Annotated in this window: 17 protein-coding genes and 1 riboswitch; of the genes, 11 read left to right on the top strand and 6 right to left on the bottom strand. The window is 58.6% G+C overall.

All coding sequences use genetic code 11. The features are described from left to right. Position 1: 1 nt before the first annotated feature. Positions 2-120, bottom strand: a riboswitch (TPP riboswitch). A gap of 37 nt (positions 121-157) precedes the next feature. Further along, a complete protein-coding gene (gene sgrR, locus HMPREF3138_RS01960; RefSeq protein WP_038873437.1) occupies positions 158-1,819 on the bottom strand; it encodes an HTH-type transcriptional regulator SgrR in 1,662 nt (553 codons plus the stop codon). 90 nt (positions 1,820-1,909) lie between these two features. Between sgrR and sgrT the strand changes: the two genes are divergently transcribed. From sgrT to HMPREF3138_RS01950, 3 genes are all read left to right on the top strand, one after another. Beyond that, positions 1,910-2,083 (top strand): glucose uptake inhibitor SgrT, encoded by a 174-nt coding sequence (gene sgrT, locus HMPREF3138_RS24980; protein ID WP_004932838.1) that lies wholly within the window; start codon positions 1,910-1,912, stop codon positions 2,081-2,083. A 154-nt stretch (positions 2,084-2,237) separates the two neighbouring features. Further along, complete coding sequence (locus HMPREF3138_RS01955) at positions 2,238-3,434, top strand: MFS transporter (RefSeq protein ID WP_038873440.1); 1,197 nt, start codon at positions 2,238-2,240, stop codon at positions 3,432-3,434. Positions 3,435-3,578: 144 nt separating this feature from the next. Continuing rightward, on the top strand, positions 3,579-5,051 hold the full coding sequence (locus HMPREF3138_RS01950) for a DASS family sodium-coupled anion symporter (RefSeq protein ID WP_038873442.1): 1,473 nt from the start codon (positions 3,579-3,581) through the stop codon (positions 5,049-5,051). A 37-nt stretch (positions 5,052-5,088) separates the two neighbouring features. Here HMPREF3138_RS01950 and leuD read toward each other — a convergent pair whose 3' ends face one another. Genes leuD through leuA form a run of 4 tightly spaced genes read right to left on the bottom strand, consistent with a single transcriptional unit; the run spans position 5,089 to position 9,771 of the window. Further along, positions 5,089-5,691 (bottom strand): 3-isopropylmalate dehydratase small subunit, encoded by a 603-nt coding sequence (leuD, locus tag HMPREF3138_RS01945; protein ID WP_038873445.1) that lies wholly within the window; start codon positions 5,689-5,691, stop codon positions 5,089-5,091. 9 nt (positions 5,692-5,700) lie between these two features. Beyond that, positions 5,701-7,101 (bottom strand): 3-isopropylmalate dehydratase large subunit, encoded by a 1,401-nt coding sequence (gene leuC / locus HMPREF3138_RS01940; RefSeq protein WP_038873448.1) that lies wholly within the window; start codon positions 7,099-7,101, stop codon positions 5,701-5,703. Position 7,102: 1 nt separating this feature from the next. Then, a complete protein-coding gene (gene leuB / locus HMPREF3138_RS01935) occupies positions 7,103-8,194 on the bottom strand; it encodes a 3-isopropylmalate dehydrogenase (RefSeq protein WP_033649192.1) in 1,092 nt (363 codons plus the stop codon). A gap of 2 nt (positions 8,195-8,196) precedes the next feature. Then, complete coding sequence (gene leuA, locus HMPREF3138_RS01930) at positions 8,197-9,771, bottom strand: 2-isopropylmalate synthase (RefSeq protein ID WP_004932820.1); 1,575 nt, start codon at positions 9,769-9,771, stop codon at positions 8,197-8,199. A gap of 871 nt (positions 9,772-10,642) precedes the next feature. Here leuA and leuO point away from each other — a divergent pair. The 5 genes from leuO to cra all read left to right on the top strand — a co-directional run bounded on the left by leuO (position 10,643) and on the right by cra (position 17,618). Beyond that, entirely contained in the window at positions 10,643-11,590 is a 948-nt protein-coding gene (leuO, locus tag HMPREF3138_RS01925; RefSeq protein WP_038873453.1) for a transcriptional regulator LeuO, read from the top strand. A 467-nt stretch (positions 11,591-12,057) separates the two neighbouring features. After that, a complete protein-coding gene (locus HMPREF3138_RS01920) occupies positions 12,058-13,866 on the top strand; it encodes an AMP-dependent synthetase/ligase (protein ID WP_038873455.1) in 1,809 nt (602 codons plus the stop codon). A gap of 316 nt (positions 13,867-14,182) precedes the next feature. Beyond that, on the top strand, positions 14,183-15,901 hold the full coding sequence (gene ilvI / locus HMPREF3138_RS01915; protein ID WP_038873458.1) for an acetolactate synthase 3 large subunit: 1,719 nt from the start codon (positions 14,183-14,185) through the stop codon (positions 15,899-15,901). Positions 15,902-15,903: 2 nt separating this feature from the next. Then, positions 15,904-16,395 carry an acetolactate synthase small subunit gene (gene ilvN, locus HMPREF3138_RS01910; RefSeq protein WP_004932806.1) on the top strand — a complete coding sequence of 164 codons (492 nt, stop codon included), beginning with the start codon at positions 15,904-15,906 and terminating at the stop codon, positions 16,393-16,395. 218 nt (positions 16,396-16,613) lie between these two features. Further along, positions 16,614-17,618 carry a catabolite repressor/activator gene (gene cra, locus HMPREF3138_RS01905; RefSeq protein WP_004932801.1) on the top strand — a complete coding sequence of 335 codons (1,005 nt, stop codon included), beginning with the start codon at positions 16,614-16,616 and terminating at the stop codon, positions 17,616-17,618. A gap of 37 nt (positions 17,619-17,655) precedes the next feature. On the opposite strand, the gene HMPREF3138_RS01900 is transcribed toward cra, so the two are convergent. Then, entirely contained in the window at positions 17,656-18,096 is a 441-nt protein-coding gene (locus tag HMPREF3138_RS01900; protein WP_038873461.1) for an L-alanine exporter AlaE, read from the bottom strand. Positions 18,097-18,959: 863 nt separating this feature from the next. On the opposite strand from HMPREF3138_RS01900, the gene mraZ reads away from it, so the two are divergent. Genes mraZ through ftsL form a run of 3 tightly spaced genes read left to right on the top strand, consistent with a single transcriptional unit; the run spans position 18,960 to position 20,679 of the window. Continuing rightward, positions 18,960-19,418: a division/cell wall cluster transcriptional repressor MraZ gene (gene mraZ / locus HMPREF3138_RS01895; protein ID WP_025159638.1), complete on the top strand. Its 459-nt coding sequence runs from the start codon at positions 18,960-18,962 to the stop codon at positions 19,416-19,418. Between the two features lie 2 nt (positions 19,419-19,420). Continuing rightward, positions 19,421-20,362 (top strand): 16S rRNA (cytosine(1402)-N(4))-methyltransferase RsmH, encoded by a 942-nt coding sequence (gene rsmH, locus HMPREF3138_RS01890; protein WP_038873464.1) that lies wholly within the window; start codon positions 19,421-19,423, stop codon positions 20,360-20,362. Beyond that, positions 20,359-20,679, top strand: coding sequence for a cell division protein FtsL (gene ftsL, locus HMPREF3138_RS01885; RefSeq protein ID WP_033651674.1), 321 nt, complete (start codon positions 20,359-20,361; stop codon positions 20,677-20,679). The genes rsmH and ftsL overlap by 4 nt, the downstream gene beginning before the upstream one ends. Positions 20,680-20,683 lie beyond the last annotated feature (4 nt).

Below are 20,683 nucleotides of genomic sequence, written 5' to 3'. Positions count from 1 at the left end.
CCGGTTCGCTGGGCTCAAATCCCTCCGCCGGTATTGACCGGATCAGGTTCGACGGGTGTGCTCTCAGCGGAAAATCGGGCTTATCACGCGGCCCGACTTACCGCACCCCGTTGAGACGGCGCTATTGTAAAGATTAACCGACCCGGGCGAAAGGCGCTTATGCCTCCGGCGGGGCAAACCAGGCGGACTTGAAGTCGAACCAGCCGAGGGTGTTCATCCGCACGCCGCGCATGCTGCGCTGGCCGTGCAGCTGCAGCCAGTGGTGGAACAGCGGGTGCAGCTGGTGGTTGCTGACCAGACGCTGGCAGAACTCGGCCAGCGGCAAACGGTTGGCGCGCCACAGCGCCGCGTCCTGCGCCAGATCTTCGTTCATGCAATGCTGCATCAGCGGCAGTTCGTACAGCGTGGCGAACAGCGAAAACTCCAGCGGCAGATAGAAGTTGGCGCTGCCGAGCCACAGATCGCTGCGCGCGGCGCCCTGGTGCCAGGTGGCGTAATCCACGCTTTGCACGATCAGGCGGATGCCGTGCTGCGCCAGCAGCGGTTCGATCGCCTGGCGAATGGCGTGAAACTCCGAATGTTCATTGAAGTGGGTCATCGTCAGTTCGGTCAGGCCCGCGGGCTTGGGCTGTTGCGCCAGCGTGCGGTTGTGGTGCCAGCGCGGCAGCAGGCCGTACGCCGGCGACCAATAGCGCTGGTAGAGCGGCCCGGCGTGGCTCAGCAGCGAAATGGGGTTGATCAATTCGCACAGCCAACTGCGAATGACGGGGTCGGCGGCCAGCGGAGAACGCTGATCGAACAGCAGGAAATAGCAACCCTCTTCCAGCCGGCTTTCCAGCTCGCTGTTGCCGGTTTCATCGCCCTGCAGCTGCACGCCGGAGTGCACCAGCTCTTCGGAAAACTCCGGCAGCACCCAGATGTTCACCTCGTCGATCAGCGCCCGGTAGCCAAAATAGTCGTCGAAGGCGTGGATCTTCATCTGGCTGGGATGGTTGCGCACCATGCGGTAGGGGCCGGTGCCGACCGGATGGCGGGCGAAATCCGGCAGTTCACGCCATTCGCGCGGCAGGATCATGGCCTGCACGCTGCCCAGCAGCCAGGGCAGCCAGTGATCGGGGCTGCGCAGCTGCACGTCGATAACGAACGGCGTCGGCGAGGTGATGCTCTCGATATGCGAGAACAGCGGTTGCGAGGTCAGTCGCGAAAGGGAAGTGATGACGTCCGCCATCTCCAGCTCACGGCCATGATGAAAATGGATCGCCGGGCGCAGGTAAAACCGCCAGTGCAGCGGCGTCAGCGCCTGCCAATGGTGAGACAGATCGGACTCGAGTTCCCCGTTTTCCTCATTTATGCGCGTCAGGCCGTTGAAGATCTGGCGCGCCAAATGGGTCTCCGAACGCCGCAGCGCCGAGCCGGGCAGCAGGTTGTACAGCTGCCGGTAGTAGAGCACCCGCAGGATGTGTTTCCCCTGGCGGAAGCTGCGCCCCAGCTGCGACAGCAGCATCTGGCGCACCACGTTTTTGTCGCCCACCAGCTGCACCAACTGATCGATGCGGTCCTGTTCCAGCAGCTCCTCGGCCCGCTGTTGCTGCAGCGCCAGGCCGGTGTAGTGGAAGGTTAACCGCGAACGCTTGCCGCGCCCCGACTCCGCCTGCCAGGTGAGCCAACCCTCCCGCTGCATGGCGCTCAGCAGGGAGCGCACGTGGCGCCGCGAGCAGCTCAGCACCTCCGCCAGCGCCTGCAGCGTGGTGTCGGTCGTTTCACCGTGGCAACGTTGCCACAGACGGATGAACTGCTGCTGCAATCGGGACGTGGACATAAAAGAGGAACGCTCCTGCCTCAACTCGTCAATTTTTCTTTCCCTATATTACGCCGATAATTTTCATCAATGAAAGGGGAGGGCGTAATCATGAAAGCTTTCTTATCCAGACAGTTCTATCAACGCTACTTCAGCGCGGTGCGCCGCCAGCGCGCCGACTGGCTGAGCGTGGTGCCCGAACAGGCGCGGCTGGCGATGCTGGCGCACCTGACCCAGTGGGATATCAAAGAGATGACCGATAAGCAGTATCGCGAGCACCTGTAAGGGCGGCGGCAACAAGTTTCTGAGTAATGGTGCTGTTTCACCAGCCAGTGGGGCGACCCACTGGTTTTTTTATGCGTGGTCATGGCGATATGCTTGCATTTTTCTCGCCGTGGCCTAAGGTTCATTCTTCTGCTTTGAGGTCAGGGAAGACGATATGCAACGCCTGAGCCGGTTGTCACTGCGCATCAACCCCATCTTTGCCGCATTCCTGCTGATCGCTTTTCTCTCCGGCATTGCCGGCGCGTTGCTGACGCCGACGCTCAGCCTGTTTTTGACCACCGAGGTCAAGGTGCGGCCGCTGTGGGTCGGGTTGTTTTACACCGCCAACGCCGTGGCCGGCATCGTGGTCAGTTTTCTGCTCGCCAAACGTTCTGACACCCGCGGCGACCGGCGCAGGCTGATCCTGCTGTGCTGCCTGATGGCGGTCGGCAACTGCCTGCTGTTCGCTTTTAACCGCGACTACCTGACGCTGATCACCGCCGGAGTGTTGATGGCGGCGATCGCCAACACCGCCATGCCGCAGATCTTCGCGCTGGCGCGGGAATACGCCGACAGCGAGGCGCGTGAAGTCGTGATGTTCAGCTCGGTGATGCGCGCCCAGCTTTCGCTGGCCTGGGTGATCGGCCCGCCGCTGTCGTTTGCGTTGGCGCTGAACTACGGCTTTACCGTGATGTTCCTGATCGCCGCCGCCACCTTCGCGGTCTGCGTGCTGCTGGTAGGATTCATGCTGCCTTCGGTGCCGCGTGCGGTGGATGACGAAGGGTTGCGGGAAGGCGCTTCCGCGCCGATTGCGCCCGCCAGTGTCTGGCGAAATCGCGACGTGCGCTGGCTATTCATCGCCTCAATGCTGATGTGGACCTGCAACACCCTGTACATCATCGACATGCCGCTGTATATCACCGCCGATCTCGGCCTGCCGGAAGGGCTGGCCGGGGTGCTGATGGGCACCGCCGCCGGGCTGGAGATACCGGCAATGCTGCTGGCCGGTTATTACGTCAAACGCTTCGGCAAGCGCAACATGATGCTGCTGGCGGTGGCGGCGGGCGTGCTGTTTTATCTCGGGCTGATAGTGCTGGCGGCCAAGCCGGCCCTGATCGCGCTGCAGCTGCTCAACGCGGTGTTTATCGGCATCGTCGCCGGTATCGGCATGCTCTATTTTCAAGATTTGATGCCGGGCCGACCGGGCGCCGCCACCACGCTGTTCACCAACAGTATCTCGACCGGGGTGATCCTGGCCGGGGTGCTGCAGGGTGCGCTGGTGGAGAACCTCGGTCATGGCTCGGTGTATTGGATGGCGGCGCTGTTGGCGCTGGCGGCGCTCTGGATGAGCGCCAAAGTGCGTGAAGTGTGAGGTCAAACGGCGGCATTCTTGATGCAAGTCATTGAGAAGGCTGAAACGGACGCCCAAGCTGAAGGCATATGGAGCGCGATCGTTGCGCCTACGCCCGTCTCGCTATTGAGATGCCGCCTTGTTGTTTAGAACAGTGGGAACGTTATGGATAAACTCACACCGCTCAAACCGCTTCCTTCCCTGTGCGCCCTCGGCGCCACGCTGATTATCTGGTTCCTCATTCCCGTGCCGGAGGGCGTTGCGCCCAACGCCTGGCAGTTGCTGGCGCTGTTTATCGGCACCATCATCGCCATCATCGGCAAGGCGATGCCGATCGGCGCGGTCTCGGTGATCGCCATCGCCCTGGTGGCGGTGACCGGCGTCACTAACCCCGGCAAGCCGGGCGCCGCGCTGGACGACGCGCTCAGCGGCTTTTCCAACCAGCTGATCTGGCTGATCGGTTTTTCGATCATGATCTCCCTCAGCCTGAACAAAACCGGGCTGGGCGCGCGCATCGGCTACTACTTCATTTCGCTGTTCGGCAAAAAAACGCTGGGCATCGCCTATGCGCTGACGCTGGCGGAAACCACGCTGGCGCCGGTGACGCCGAGCAACACCGCACGCGGCGGGGGGATCATTCACCCGATCATGAAGTCGATCGCCGACAGCTTCGGTTCCAAACCCGAGCTCAATACCTCCGGTAAGATCGGTCGCTATCTGTCGCTGGTGAACTACAACATCAACCCGGTCACTTCGGCGATGTTTATCACCGCCACCGCGCCTAACCCGCTGATCGTCAGCCTGATTGCCAAAGGCACCCACGGCAGCTTCGAACTGTCCTGGTCGATGTGGGCAGTCGCCGCGCTGGTGCCGGGGCTGTGCTCGCTGATCGTGATGCCGTTGGTCATTTATCTGCTGTATCCGCCGGAGGTGAAAAGTACCCCGGACGCGCCGCGCTTCGCGCGCGAAAAACTGCAGGCGCTGGGGCCGGTGACGCTGCCGGAGAAAATCACCCTCGGGGTGTTCGCGCTACTGCTGGTGCTGTGGGCCGGCATCCCGGCGATGATCTTCGGCCCGGCGCTGGCGGTCAATCCCACCACCGCGGCGCTGATCGGCCTGGCGGTGCTGTTGGCCACCGGCGTGCTGAGCTGGGAGGATGTGCTCAAGCATAAAGGTGCCTGGGACACCGTGGTGTGGTTCTCGGCGCTGGTGATGATGGCCAGCTTCCTCGGCAAGCTGGGGCTGATCGGCTGGCTGTCGCAAACCGTGGGCAACGGCATCGACCATATGGGCATGAGCTGGGTGGGCGGCACGATCTTGCTGACCCTCATCTATTTGTATTCTCACTATTTCTTCGCCAGCACCACCGCGCACGTGACGGCGATGTTCGCCGCCTTCTTCGCCGCCGGCATCGCGCTCGGCGCGCCACCGGCGCTGCTGGGCCTGATCCTGGCGTTCTCTTCCTCGTTGATGATGTCGCTGACGCATTACGGCACTGGCACCGCGCCGATCATCTTCGGCTCCGGCTACGTGACGCTGGGGGAATGGTGGAAAGCCGGGCTGGTGATGAGCGTGGTTAACTTGCTGATCTGGATAGTGATCGGCGGCGCATGGTGGAAGCTGCTGGGCTACTGGTGAGGAAAAAATTCACCCGCCGGGCGGCGGGTGAAGGGGATTAATTCAGAAACGCCAGCTGCTGCGCTTCGTAGCGGGAGATGTCCGCTTCATGCTGCAGCGTCAGGCCGATACTGTCCAGCCCGTTGATCATGCAGTGGCGGCGGAAGCTGTCGATTTCGAACGGATAGCTTTTTCCGCCGGCGTTGACCGTCTGGTTCTCCAGATCCACCACGAACTCCGCCCCCTCGTTGGCGCCGACCTGGTTGAACAGTTCATCCACCTGCTGCTCGCTCAGCGTCACCGGCAACAGCTGGTTATTGAACGAGTTGCCGTAGAAGATATCGGCGAAGCTTGGCGCGATCACCACTTTGAACCCGTAATCGGTCAGCGCCCAGGGCGCGTGTTCGCGCGAGGAACCGCAGCCGAAGTTCTCGCGCGCCAACAGGATACTCGCGCCTTTATAGCGCGGTTTATTCAGCACGAACTCCGGGTTCGGCTGTTGGCCGGCGTCGTCGAGGAAGCGCCAATCGTTGAACAGGTGCTGGCCGAAGCCGGTACGGGTTACCTTCTGCAAAAACTGCTTGGGAATAATGGCGTCGGTGTCGACGTTGGCCGCATCCAAAGGCACCACTAAGCCGGTATGTTGAGTAAATTTAGCCACGTTAGCCCCTTAGTGAATATCACGGATGTCGGCGAAGTGACCGGCGACGGCGGCCGCGGCGGCCATCGCCGGGCTGACCAGGTGGGTGCGCCCACCGCGGCCCTGACGCCCTTCGAAGTTACGGTTGCTGGTGGATGCGCAGCGCTCGCCCGGATTCAGGCGGTCGTTGTTCATCGCCAGGCACATCGAACAACCCGGCAAACGCCATTCGAAACCGGCTTCGATAAAGATTTTGTCCAACCCTTCGGCTTCCGCCTGGGCCTTCACCGGGCCGGATCCCGGCACCACGATGGCCTGCACGCCGCTGGCGACCTTGCGCCCCTTGGCGATCGCCGCCGCCGCGCGCAGATCTTCGATGCGTGAGTTGGTGCAAGAGCCGATGAACACTTTATCGATCGGCACGTCGGTCAATTTGATGCCCGGTTTCAAATCCATGTAGGCCAAGGCTTTTTCCGCAGAGGCGCGCTCGACCGGATCGCTGAACGATTCCGGCGCCGGGATCGCCTGATTGACGGCGATCACCTGGCCGGGGTTGGTGCCCCAGGTGACCTGCGGCGCGATCTCTTCGGCGTGCAGCGTCACTACGGTATCGAATTGGGCGTTGGCATCGGACTTCAGCGTGCGCCAATAGGCGACCGCCTGCTCCCAGTTTTCGCCGGTTGGTGAGAACTGGCGCCCTTTCAGGTAGGTGAAGGTGGTGTCGTCCGGTGCGACCAACCCGGCCTTGGCGCCCATTTCGATCGCCATGTTGCACAGGGTCATGCGGCCTTCCATGCTCAACGCTTCGATTGCCTTGCCGCAGAACTCCACCACGTGGCCGGTGCCGCCGGCGCTGCCGGTTTTGCCGATCACCGCCAGCACGATATCTTTGGCGGTAATGCCCTCGGCGGCGTCGCCGGTGACTTCAATCTTCATGGTCTTGGCGCGGCCCTGCTTCAGGGTCTGGGTCGCCAGCACGTGTTCTACCTCGGAGGTGCCGATGCCGAACGCCAGCGAGCCGAAAGCGCCGTGGGTGGCGGTGTGCGAGTCGCCGCAGACGATGGTCATGCCCGGCAGCGTCATGCCTTGCTCAGGCCCGATCACGTGTACGATGCCCTGGAACGGGTGATTCAGGTCATACAGCGAAACGCCGAATTCCGCGCAGTTCTTGATCAGCTCCTGCATCTGGATGCGCGCCATTTCGCCGCTGGCGTTGATGTCTTTGGTCTGGGTCGACACGTTGTGGTCCATGGTGGCGAAGGTTTTGCCGGGCTGGCGCACCTTGCGGCCCATGGCGCGCAGGCCGTCGAACGCCTGCGGCGAAGTGACTTCGTGCACCAGGTGACGGTCGATATACAGCAACGGCGTTTCGTTCGGCGCTTCGTGCACCACGTGGGCGTCGTACAGCTTCTGGTATAAGGTCTTGGCCATGTTATGCCCCCTGAGCTACAAAGCGAGCGATGATGTCGCCCATTTCATCGGTGCTGACGGCTTTGCCGTCACCGGCCAGATCGGCGGTGCGGTAGCCCTGTTCCAACGCCTGGTTGATGGCGCGCTCCACGGCGTCGGCCGCTTCATCGGCGCCCAGGCTGTAACGCAGCAGCAGGGTGGCGGACAGAATCTGCGCAATCGGGTTGGCGATGCCTTTGCCGGCGATATCCGGCGCGGAACCGCCCGCCGGTTCGTACAGGCCGAAGCCTTGCTCGTTCAGGCTGGCGGACGGCAACATGCCCATCGAGCCGGTGATCATCGCGCATTCGTCGGACAGGATGTCGCCGAACAGGTTGGAGCACAGCAGCACGTCGAACTGGGACGGATCCTTGATCAGCTGCATGGTGGCGTTGTCGATATACATGTGCGACAGCGACACGTCCGGGTAATCCTTGGCGACCTGATTGACCACCTCACGCCACAGGATGGAACTCTGCAGCACGTTGGCCTTGTCGATCGACGTCACCTTGTGGCGGCGCTTGCGGGCGGATTCGAAGGCGATGCGCGCGATGCGTTCAATCTCGAAACGGTGATACACCTCGGTATCGAAAGCGCGCTCCTGCATGCCCTGGCCTTCGCGGCCCTTCGGCTGGCCGAAGTAGATGCCGCCGGTCAGTTCGCGCACGCACAGAATGTCGAAGCCGCGGGCGGCGATGTCGGCGCGCAGCGGGCAGAATGCCTCCAGCCCTTGATACAGGCGCGCAGGGCGCAAGTTGCTGAACAGTTTGAAGTGCTTGCGCAGCGGCAACAGCGCGCCGCGTTCCGGCTGCTCGGCCGGCGGCAGGTGTTCCCATTTCGGGCCGCCTACCGATCCGAACAGGATGGCGTCGGCCTGCTCGCAGCCGGCGACGGTCGCCGGCGGCAACGGGCTGCCGTGGCGATCGATGGCGATGCCGCCGACGTCGTACTCGGCGGTGGTGATGCGAATGTCAAAGCGTTGACGCACCGCGTCCAACACTTTGCGCGCCTGAGCCATTACTTCCGGGCCGATGCCGTCTCCGGGCAAGACGGCAATGTGATAAGTCTTCGTCATGTTCACACCGTTTCCTGATTATTTTGATGTTTGTTTTGCTGCAGGCGCTGCTTTTCTTTTTCTACCTGCTGTGAGCGCCAAATATTGTTCAACACGTGCACCATCGCCTTGGCGGAGGATTCGACGATGTCGGTCGCCAGACCTACGCCGTGGAAGCGGCGGCCGTTGTATGAGACCACGATATCCACCTGGCCCAGCGCGTCGCGGCCATGGCCCTTGGCGGTCAGCTGGTATTTCACCAGCTCGATCGGGTAGTCGGTGATGCGATTGATTGCCTGATAAACCGCATCGACCGGGCCATTGCCGGTGGCGGCCTCGGCTTTCTCTTCGCCGCCGCAGATCAGTTTCACCGAGGCGGTGGCCATGATGCTGCTGCCGGACTGCACGCTGAAGTAGCCCAGGCTGAAGTGCTCCGGCTCTTCCTGCTGTTTATTGATGAAGGCGAGCGCCTCCAGGTCATAGTCGAACACCTGGCCCTTTTTGTCGGCCAGCTTCAGGAAGGCGGCGTACAGGGTATCCAGGTTGTAGTCCTGCTCCTGGTAGCCCATCTCTTCCATGCGGTGTTTCACCGCCGCACGGCCGGAGCGGGAGGTCAGGTTCAACTGCACGTCCTTCAGGCCGATCGACTGCGGGGTCATGATTTCGTAGTTTTCGCGGTTCTTCAGCACGCCGTCCTGGTGAATGCCGGAGGAATGGGCGAAGGCGTTGGAGCCGACGATCGCCTTGTTGGCCGGGATCGGCATGTTGCACAGCTGGCTGACGATCTGGCTGGTGCGGAAGATTTCCTGATGATTGATGTTGGTGTGCACGTTCATGATGTCCTGGCGCACTTTAATCGCCATGATCACCTCTTCCAACGAACAGTTGCCGGCGCGCTCACCGATGCCGTTCAGGGTGCCTTCCACCTGACGGGCGCCGGCCTGTACCGCGGCGATGGAGTTGCCGACCGCCATGCCCAAATCGTCGTGGCAGTGTACGGAGATGATGGCTTTGTCGATGTTCGGCACGCGGTCATACAAGGTGGTGATGATGCCGCCGAACTGGTTCGGCGTGGTGTAGCCGACGGTGTCCGGGATATTGATGGTGGTGGCGCCGGCATTGATGGCGGCTTCGACCACGCGGCACAGATTGTCGATCGGTGTGCGGCCGGCGTCTTCACAGGAGAACTCTACGTCGTCGGTATAGTTGCGGGCACGTTTGACCGAGCGCACCGCCATCTCCAACACTTCGTCGAACGAGCGTTTCAGCTTCGATTCAATGTGCAGGGTCGAGGTGGCCAGGAACACGTGGATGCGGAACGCTTCGGCGACGCGCAACGCTTCTGCGGCCACGTCGATGTCTTTGTCTACGCAGCGGGCCAAGCCGCAGACGCGGCTGTTCTTGATCTGGCGCGCGATGGTTTGCACCGACTCGAAGTCGCCCGGCGAAGAGACCGGGAAGCCGACCTCCATCACGTCAACGCCCATTCTCTCCAGCGCCAGCGCAATCTGAATCTTCTCTTTTACGCTCAGGCTGGCCTGCAATGCCTGTTCGCCATCACGCAGCGTGGTATCGAAAATAATGACTTGTTGGCTCATCGGTGCATTCCTTATCGTGTTGATTTCACGCTAAGCGGGCAAAAAAAACCCGCGCAGTAGCGCGGGTTTCTTATGGGTGATCGGCTGAGTCAGCTCCGAACTTCGTCCACAGGCATACCGCGCAAACAAGATGCGTTAAGTAGTAGGCCTAGTAGACGGTGAGTACGGATCATAAGGGTTCAGCTTCTCTTAAATGGGGTGTCTGCCTAATTTGATACGTGATTGCCCTGGCGATGTCAACACCTGATTGAATGCGGGGACAATGCATCGGCGAATCGGCCGAACAGAGGATCATGCGGCAAAAAAGCGACGCCCTAGAGAAAAAACGGGGCCAGTTTGCGTGCTGCTTAGCATAAACGAATCGGATATATACTGCGCTAATTGCTTCTGGATTTCGTTGCGTTAAGATTTGTGATGAAAAAATAAGAGGAATTAATCACGGGGGGCAATAAAATAACATTTTTAATGCAAATGATTTAAATTGAATTCATATGATTAATTGATTGTTTTAGTCATAATATAACAAAATAATGCGTTTTTACACAAAGTGAGCGGTGTTTTTAGATGGTTTGATTGCTTATGATGTGTTTTTATAGTTTGTCTCATACTGTGCGGTTAGGTTGTTTAATTGTCTTAATCATTGTTGATACCTAATTATTAGTACCACCCAGGTGGCATTCTTCCTGCTGACGGGAGAAGCTGCTGACATGTATTCCACATACGACTTATATCGTGACGATAACACGAGGTTTTTTATCGGCTGATGGCGGTAATGGCAGGATTTGTCGTGCAAAGATAAGGCAATGCGGCGTTTCATTGTTTGTCGAGCACAAGGATTAGATTATCTACACAGGATTTAGTGGAGTGAAATATGGCTGAATATGATTCAGAAATCGCCATGGTCAAAGAGCCGGCGGACATTCATTTGCGCAGCGTCGATCTTAATTTGCTGACGGTGTTTGACGCCGTGATGCAAATGCAAAATATTACGCGAGCCGCTAATTCGTTAGGGATGTCGCAGCCGGCGGTGAGCAACGCGGTGGCGCGCCTGAAGGTGATGTTCAACGATGAGCTGTTCGTGCGTTGCGGGCGCGGGATCCAGCCCACCATGCGGGCCAGGCAGCTTTTTGGGCCGGTGCGGCAAGCGCTGCAGCTGGTGCAAAATGAGTTGCCGGGCGCCGAGTTCGAACCGCTGACCAGCACGCGAGCGTTCTCCCTGTCGCTGTGCAGCCCGCTCGATTTGCGTCTGGGCGCCGCGATAATCAATCACGTCAAACAGATCGCGCCGCAGCTTAACCTGCAAATAAAGTCGTACATCAACAATAATATTGAGCATCAATTGCGTTATCAGGACGTCGAGTTTGTCATCGGCTACAGCCGTTTCGAATCGGCGGAGTTTCGCAGCCTGGCGATGTTCGACGACGAATTAGTGCTGGCGGTTGCGCAGGTGCATCCGAGAATAGGCGAGGAGGTGGCGCCGAATCACATGCTGGCCGAGCAGCACGCCGTGGTTTCCCTGGAGAGTTTTGGATCGTTCAGTAAACCTTTTTATTTAGAGGAGCCGATGCTGCGCGCCGTGACGCAACAGTGCACGGATCTCTACAGCGTGTTGAATATGGTGTCGCAAACGGAAATGGTGGCGATTGCGCCCGCTTGGTTGGTGCGACAGCAGACGGAAGCGTTGAAAATAAAGGCGGTTCCTTTATGTGGTAACGAGAATAAAGCCACCTGCTATCTCTCCTGGCATGAATCCTCCGAGCGGGATAAAGGCCACCAGTGGATGAAATCCGTCCTGATTGAGGCGGGTAACCCAAAGTAAAGTGATAAAGAATGGGAGCCACATAAAGATAATATTCAACTGAGTGTTTTTTTCTCATGATAAAAACTAAGAACTATCTGTGTTTTTATTAAGATGTTTCTTGGTTTTACGGCGATAAAATAACTTATTTTCAGAGTGAGTTTGTTCGTTCAGCAAAAATAATTAATATAAATTAATATTCTGATTTTTACTTTCCGGCTGGTATTTTAAACTAACTCGATGCGGCGGCCCGGATGGGCCGCGTTTTATAGCCATCAGCAAACCTTTTCCTCCCCATTTTGTCCAACCAATGAAAGTGCGGAAGTCGGACTGAGTTTTGGCTCACACTTCTACGCTGAAATCGCTTTTCCCCCTGCCTGAGACTAGGTAGACTGCGCAGAAAAAAGTAAACACGTGTAAGCTGAGATGAGGGGCCGTAAGGCGTCGTTCCGGCTTAACTGTTTGATTCATTTCAGGCTTAGAGCACTATGATCACTAATCTGCTGCAATACCATTTGATCCATCGTATACAGCATCAAATCACCCACCGAGCCGATCGCACAGCTTTTCGCCAATGGTCGCCCAACGGCGAGTTGCAGCTGACTTGGGGAGAGGCCGCCACTCGTATTGATCGCATTGCCGCCGGGTTGCTGGGGCTGGGCGTCGAAGTGCAAGAACGCATCGGTATTTTCGCCAATAACACAATGGCCTGGGCGTTGACCGATCTCGCTATCCTTCACCTGCGTGGCATCAGCGTACCGCTCTATTCCACCAATACGCCGGCACAGGCGGCGTTCGTCACCAACGACGCCGATATCCGTATACTGTTCGTCGGCGAGCAGGCGCAGCTTGACGCCGCCATCGCGCTGCGCGGCGTCTGCCCGCAGCTGCGCCATATTGTCGTCTTCGACGAGGGGGCCGATCTGCGCGGCTGCGAGATCGCACAGCATCTGAGCGCCTTCGAGCGCGCTGCCGATCCGGCGGCTTTTGTCGCTCAACGTCAGCAGCGTATTGAAGAGTGCGACCTGCAGGATCTCTTCACCCTGATCTATACCTCGGGCACTACCGGCGAGCCGAAAGGGGTGATGCTGGACTACCGCAACCTGGCGGCGCAGCTCTACCTGCATGATGAAAGGCTGACGGTCGGCGAAGAAGATGTGTCGCTCAGCTTCCTGCCGCTGTCGCATGTTTTTGAGCGGGCCTGGAGCTTCTTTGTGATGCATTCCGGCGCGCAGAACGTTTTCCTGCCGAACACCGACTGGGTGCGGGAAGCGATGGGGCAGGTCCGCCCGACGCTGATGTGTGCGGTGCCGCGTTTCTACGAGAAGATTTTCAGCGCGGTGCAGGAAAAAGTGGCGCGCGCCCCTTGGCTGCGTCGTGCGTTGTTCCACTGGGCGATCGTCTGCGGCGAGCGCAAATTCCTGCAGGAGCGCGCCGGCAAACCGTTGGGTAAAGTGTTCGACTTCACCCACCGCTGGGCCGATAAGCTGGTGTTGAGCAAGCTGCGCGGTATCCTCGGCGGCCGGGTGCGCTTTTTGCCGGCGGCGGGCGCCAAGCTGGACGATAATGTGATCCTGTTTTTCCAGGCGATGGGCGTCAACATCAAGTACGGTTACGGCATGACCGAAACCTGTGCGACCGTCTCCTGCTGGGAAGAGGGGCATTTCCGCTTCGGATCTATCGGTAAACCGCTACCGGAGGTCGAGGTGCGCATTGGCGAGGAAAATGAAATCCAGGTGCGCGGGCCGATCGTGATGCGCGGCTATTTCAACAAACCGTTGGAAACCGACGCGACCTTTACCGAGGACGGCTGGCTGAAAACCGGCGATGCCGGGGCGATCGATGAAGAGGGCAACCTGTTCATCACCGAACGCCTGAAGGATTTGATGAAAACCTCCGGCGGCAAATATATCGCGCCGCAGATGCTGGAAGGCACGCTGGCGCAGGATCGCTTTATCGAGCAAGTGGCGATCATCGCCGATGCGCGTAAATTCGTTTCCGCGCTGATCGTGCCGTGCTTTGAGTCGCTGGAAGAGTACGCGAAGTCAGTGAACCTGAAATACCAGGATCGCCTGGAACTGCTGCGCAACGGCGAAATCCTCGAGATGTTCGAAAAGCGCCTGTGCGAGATGCAAAAGGAGCTGGCGCGCTTCGAACAGGTGAAGAAGTTCACGCTGCTGCCGGCGGCCTTTTCGATGGAGCTGGGGGAGTTGACGCCAACGCTGAAGCTGCGCCGTAAAGTGATCCTGCAGCGCTATCAGCGTGAAATCGACTCGATGTACCAGGAACAGGCCTGACGCCGCCGCCGGGCCATGTGCCCGGCCAAAAAAACGGCATATCCTTCACCTGATTTAGTTCTGTAATTTCCCCCCTGTTCGAAACAATGCCTAGCCTGACAACCCCGAGGCTAGCGCATTGTTTTTATAAAGCCGCGATCTCCAGCCGCTTGGCAATAACCCCGCTACCGTTAAGCCATTTTGCCGTTTGCCTGCCCCATATTCTGACGTTATGTTAATTCGATAGCGACAACCCATAAAAACTTTGGGGCATTGCCCCGCAGCAGGCGCTACGTTCCGGCGCCAGAGAAGAATAAGCAAGCCTGGAGGCAAACCCATGGAGATGTTGTCAGGAGCCGAGATGGTCGTCCGATCGTTGATCGATCAGGGCGTTAAGCATGTATTCGGCTACCCCGGCGGGGCGGTGCTCGATATCTACGACGCCCTGCATACGGTAGGAGGGATCGATCATATTCTGGTGCGCCACGAGCAGGGGGCGGTGCACATGGCCGACGGCTACGCGCGCGCCACCGGTGAAGTGGGCGTGGTGCTGGTGACCTCCGGCCCCGGCGCCACCAACGCCATTACCGGCATCGCCACCGCCTACATGGACTCGATCCCGATGGTGGTGCTGTCGGGGCAGGTGCCCAGCTCGCTGATCGGCTACGACGCCTTCCAGGAGTGCGATATGGTGGGGATTTCTCGCCCGGTGGTGAAGCACAGCTTCCTGGTAAAACGCACCGAAGACATCCCGGCGGTGTTGAAGAAGGCGTTCTACCTGGCTTCCAGCGGCCGCCCCGGCCCGGTGGTGATCGATCTGCCGAAAGATATCGTCGGCCCGGCGGTGCGGATGCCTTATGCCTACCCGCAGGACGTGAGCATGCGTTCTTATAACCCGACGGTGCAGGGCCACCGCGGGCAGATCAAACGTGCGTTGCAAACCATTCTGGCGGCCAAAAAGCCGGTGATGTACGTCGGCGGCGGCGCGATCAACGCCGGTTGCGAGGCCGAACTGTTGGCGTTGGCGGAGCAGCTGAACCTGCCGGTGACCAGCAGCCTGATGGGATTGGGCGCTTTCCCCGGCACCCATCGCCAGAGCGTCGGCATGCTCGGCATGCACGGCACCTATGAAGCCAATAAAACCATGCACCATGCCGACGTGATCTTCGCCGTCGGCGTGCGCTTCGACGATCGCACCACCAATAACCTCGCTAAATACTGCCCGGACGCCACCGTGCTGCACATCGATATCGATCCGACTTCGATCTCCAAAACGGTGGACGCCGATATTCCGATCGTCGGCGATGCCAGGCAGGTGTTGGTTCAGATGCTGGAGCTGCTGGTGCAGGACGAGAAAGCGCAGGATCACGACGCGCTGCGCGACTGGTGGCAGTCCATCGAGCAGTGGCGTGCCCGCGACTGTCTGGGTTACGACAAGCACAGCGGCACCATCAAACCGCAGGCGGTGATCGAAACTCTGCACCGCCTGACCAAAGGCGACGCCTATGTCACCTCGGACGTGGGCCAGCACCAGATGTTCGCCGCGCTCTATTATCCGTTCGACAAACCGCGCCGCTGGATCAACTCCGGCGGCCTCGGCACCATGGGCTTCGGTTTGCCGGCGGCATTGGGCGTCAAGCTGGCGCTGCCGGAGGAAACCGTGGTGTGCGTGACCGGCGACGGCAGCATTCAGATGAACATTCAGGAGCTGTCCACCGCGCTGCAATATAACCTGCCGGTGGTGGTGGTGAACCTCAACAACCGCTATCTGGGTATGGTGAAGCAGTGGCAGGACATGATTTATTCCGGCCGTCACTCGCAGTCCTACATGGATTCGCTGCCGGACTTCGTCAAGCTGGCCGAGGCTTACGGCCATGTCGGCATCGCCATCCGCACGCCGGATGAGCTGGAAAGCAAGCTGGCGCAGGCGCTGGCGGAAAAAGAGCGGCTGGTGTTCGTCGACGTGACCGTCGATGAAACTGAACATGTTTACCCGATGCAGATCCGTGGCGGAAGCATGGACGAAATGTGGCTTAGCAAAACGGAGAGGACCTGATCATGCGCCGTATTTTATCTGTCTTGCTGGAAAACGAATCCGGCGCTTTGTCGCGCGTGGTCGGGCTGTTCTCCCAGCGCGGTTATAACATCGAGAGCCTGACGGTGGCACCGACCGACGATCCGACGCTGTCGCGCATGACTATCCAGACCGTCGGTGACGAGAAAGTGCTGGAGCAGATTGAGAAACAGCTGCACAAGCTGGTGGACGTGCTGCGCGTCAGCGAGCTGGTGCAGGGGGCCCACGTCGAGCGCGAGATCATGCTGGTGAAGCTGCAGGCCAGCGGCTACGGCCGTGAAGAGGTGAAGCGCTGCGCCGACATTTTCCGCGGCCAGATCGTCGATGTGACGGCGACGCTGTACACGGTACAGCTGGCCGGCACCAGCGACAAGCTCGACGCCTTCCTGAGTGCGGTGCGTGAAGTGGCGGAGATCGTGGAAGTGGCCCGTTCCGGCGTGGTTGGCGTGTCGCGCGGCGACAAAATCATGCGCTGAGCGCGGTCTGGCGGTGAATAATCGGGGGCGCGGCGTGGCTGCGCCCTTTGTTTTTCGGTATTTTTTGCCCGATTGCTGGCACCTTTCGGCAAAAGCGGTTGCTAGGCAGTGTTTTCTGCTGTTAGATCGCAGAGGCTGGATTGAATAACCGTACGGGATGTCATGGTTAATCCGAGCACAGCCTTCACTTCTATTTTCAGCGTCATTAAGGGGTTAATGTGAAACTGGATGAAATCGCGCGTCTCGCGGGCGTTTCGCGCACGACGGCCAGTTACGTCATCAACGGCAAGGCGAAGCAGTATCGTGTCAGCGATAAAACCGTCGAGAAAGTGATGGCCGTGGTCAGGGAGCATAACTATCACCCGAATGCCGTCGCGGCGGGGCTGCGCGCCGGGCGTACCCGTTCTATCGGTCTGGTGATCCCGGATCTGGAAAATACCAGCTATACCCGCATCGCCAACTACCTGGAACGCCAGGCGCGCCAGCGTGGTTACCAATTGCTGATCGCCTGTTCCGAAGATCAGCCGGACAACGAAATGCGCTGTATCGAGCACCTGCTGCAGCGCCAGGTGGACGCCATCATCGTCTCCACCGCCTTGCCGCCGGAGCATCCTTTCTATCAACGCTGGGCCAACGATCCGCTGCCGATCATCGCGCTGGACCGCGCGCTGGATCGCGAGCATTTCATCAGCGTCGTCGGGGCCGATCAGGAAGACGCCTTTGCGCTGGCGCAGGAGCTGCGCACCTTCCCGGCTGAATCGGTGCTGTATCTGGGCGCCTTGCCGGAGCTTTCGGTGAGCTTCCTGCGTGAGCAGGGCTTCCGTCAGGCCTGGCAAGAAGATCCCCGCCACGTCGATTATCTGTACGCCAACAGCTATGAACGTGAAGCCGCCGGCGCGCTGTTTGCCGAATGGCTGAAAACGCACCCGATGCCGCAAGCGCTGTTCACCACTTCGTTCTCGCTGTTGCAGGGCGTGATGGACGTGACGCTGAAGCAACGTGGCCGTTTGCCGACCGATCTGGCGATTGCCACCTTCGGCGACCATGAACTGTTGGATTTCCTCGAGTGCCCGGTGCTCGCGGTGGCTCAGCGCCATCGTGACGTAGCCGAACGCGTGTTGGAGCTGGTGTTGGCCAGCCTGGACGAACCGCGTAAACCCAAACCGGGTTTGACGCGTATCCGCCGCAATCTGTTCCGCCGCGGCAGCCTGAGCCGCAAATAGTCCGCTCTACAGGAGCCCGCTTTGCCGGGCTCCTGGTTTAGACGTAGCCCGCCACCCGGAACAGCCGCCGGCAATATTCCAGGAAATAGCCATACACCACGCCCATCGCCATGGAGACCAGCGCATTGCTGGTGACCGCCGCCAGCATTTGTTGGCCGTCGGCGCCTACGCTCCACAGAATGGCGGCATAAACCGGCGATTGGAAGCTGACGTAGGCCAGCAGGTCGGCGAGGTTGCGCAGCACGAACTGGCCGCGCGGACAGCGGCGCGCCGTGCGGATAAACAGATCGCGATAGCGGCCGTAAGGCCAGGCGATCAGGATGTTGACCGGGATCGACAGCAGGCGCGAAGAGAGGGATTGCTGGAAGCTCATGCCGGAGATCGACACTTCTATCGCCATGCCGGCGATAAAGCAGTACACCACCAGTGCGAACGTATCGGCAGCGGCGCTACGCCAGTGAGCGGCGGGCGAAAGCATGTGTTATCTCCCTTTGGTTGGAATTCTGTTAAATTATTAATTATTGGTTGTTAAAGCTGCTTTTTTGCTTTTTATATAGTGTACTAATCTGCATTGTGTTTTTTAACTAGATTTATATTTTTATTTTTAACATTTGTTCGGTTTTTGTCCCGCAGAACCGGGAGAGAGGAGAGGGTAGAGAGATTAAAATCGGCGATTTAAAATAAATTCATTAAAAACATGGTGTTGCGATTTTTGGCTTCGAGTGGGGATTTTTTTCGGCAAAAATTGTGGAAATAAAGGTGTAAGAAAATGAAACCATAATTGTAAACAGGTATTTTGGGAATAATCTTACCAAATTGATTTAAATAGAAATTACTTCTGCTCGTAATATCCGAACCATTTATTTTTATCGCGGCCGCATCACGGCCGTGCAAATTGAAGTAAAATAGCGCCCGGTTTTACGGTGAATAACGATTGAGCGTTATTAACTCAAGGAGTTATGGCCTTATTCCGCGATCGGTTCGCCCAACGCCGAGCCTTGGCGGGCGCGGCTCGCCAGCGGTTACCGCACTGAGATTGCCGAGCTGAAAAATGAGACATGGCTTGCAGAAGGAAGTAATGAGTTAATTAATCGCCAGTTCGTCAGGTTTTTAATCAGATTCTTTCCGCTTAGAAAATTCTCTCCGTTTATCATGGTGTTAATTTTTAATCGTCGAACAATCAGAGTTTCTTTCGCGAGTCAGCTCCCAAAATGACCAGAGAAATATTGCCAAAGCGCTGGCGCTCTGGCTTGACAAGGTTTTCATACCCTCCGTAAACTCCATTGTGTGGGAATTTGTGGGGTAAAGTGGTGAAAACGGTCACTAAGGGGTAGCTCAGGAATGTTCCGTGGAGCGACGATGGTCAACCTCGACAGCAAAGGGCGGCTTGCCGTACCTACCCGATATCGGGAATTGCTCAACGAGGAATCGCAAGGCCAAATGGTCTGTACCATTGACCTCCATCAGCCCTGCCTGCTGCTTTATCCTTTGCCCGAATGGGAAATTATTGAACAAAAATTATCACGTCTGTCGAGCATGAATCCCGCCGAGCGCCGCGTTCAGCGCCTGCTGCTGGGGCATGCCAGTGAGTGTCAGATGGATAGTGCCGGTCGTTTGCTGTTAGCCAATACGCTGCGGCAACACGCCGGGCTCACGAAAGAAGTGATGCTGGTCGGTCAGTTCAACAAGTTTGAACTGTGGGATGAACAGACCTGGTATCAACAAGTCAAGGATGATATTGACGCTGAACAGTCGACTCAGGAACCGTTGTCTGAGCGGCTACAGGACTTGTCGCTATAAGCATGTTGGAAAACTATAAACACACCACCGTCCTGCTGGACGAAGCCGTCAACGGCCTCAACATCCGCAGCAGCGGCATATATATCGACGGTACTTTTGGTCGCGGTGGCCATTCTCGTCTGATTCTGTCCCAGCTGGGGCCGGAAGGGCGCTTGCTGGCGATTGACCGTGACCCTCAGGCGATTGCAGCCGCCAAATCTATTGAAGATCCTCGTTTTACCATCGTACACGGCCCATTCTCCGAGTTGTCGCACTATGTGCGGGAACGTGAATTGGTGGGCAAGATCGACGGCGTTCTGCTCGATCTGGGCGTTTCTTCGCCGCAGCTTGACGACGCAGAGCGCGGGTTCTCCTTTATGCGCGACGGTCCGCTGGACATGCGCATGGATCCGTCCACCGGCCTGTCCGCCGCAGAGTGGCTGATGAAGGCCGAAGCGGACGACATCGCCTGGGTGCTGAAAACCTTTGGTGAAGAGCGTTTCGCTAAGCGCATCGCACGCGCCATCGTCGAAAGAAACCGCGTGGAGCCGATGACGCGCACCAAAGAGTTGGCGGATCTGATTGCCGACGCCAGCCCGTTCCGTGAAAAGCACAAGCATCCGGCGACGCGCAGCTTCCAGGCGATCCGCATTTATATCAACAGCGAGCTGGAAGAGATCGAGCGTGCGCTCGACGGCGCGCTGGAAGTGCTGGCCCCGCAGGGCCGTTTGTCGATCATCAGCTTCCATTCGCTGGAAGACCGCATCGTCAAACGCTTTATGCGACACCACAGCCGCGGCGCCCAGGTGCCGGCGGGCATTCCGTTGACCGAGGAGCAACTGCGCGGCATGGGCGGGCGAACGCTGAAAGCGCTGGGCAAAATGATGCCGTCGGAAGCGGAAGTGGCGGACAACCCGCGTGCGCGCAGTTCGGTGCTGCGCATTGCTGAGAGGATGCCCGCGTGATTGGCAACGAACGTCACGGCCTGGTCGGGGTGATTGGCGGCGATCTGCTGCGCAACGCCAAGATCCCCATGATTTTACTGATTGCGTCACTGGTCTCCGCGATTTTCGTGGTGACCACCGCGCACCGCACCCGCCTGCTGACCGCCGAGCGCGAACAGCTGGTTCTGGAGCGCGATGCGCTGGATATCGAGTGGCGCAACCTGATTTTAGAAGAGAACGCCCTCGGCGATCACAGCCGGGTTGAACGTATCGCGACAGAAAAACTGCAGATGCAACACGTTGATCCATCGCAGGAAAATATCATCGTTAAACAATGAATGG

This window comes from Serratia sp. HMSC15F11, assembly GCF_001808215.1.
Classification (GTDB): domain Bacteria; phylum Pseudomonadota; class Gammaproteobacteria; order Enterobacterales; family Enterobacteriaceae; genus Serratia; species Serratia nevei.
The sequence above is the reverse complement of the archived record's forward strand: the minus strand, read 5'-3'. Positions and strand labels throughout refer to the sequence as shown.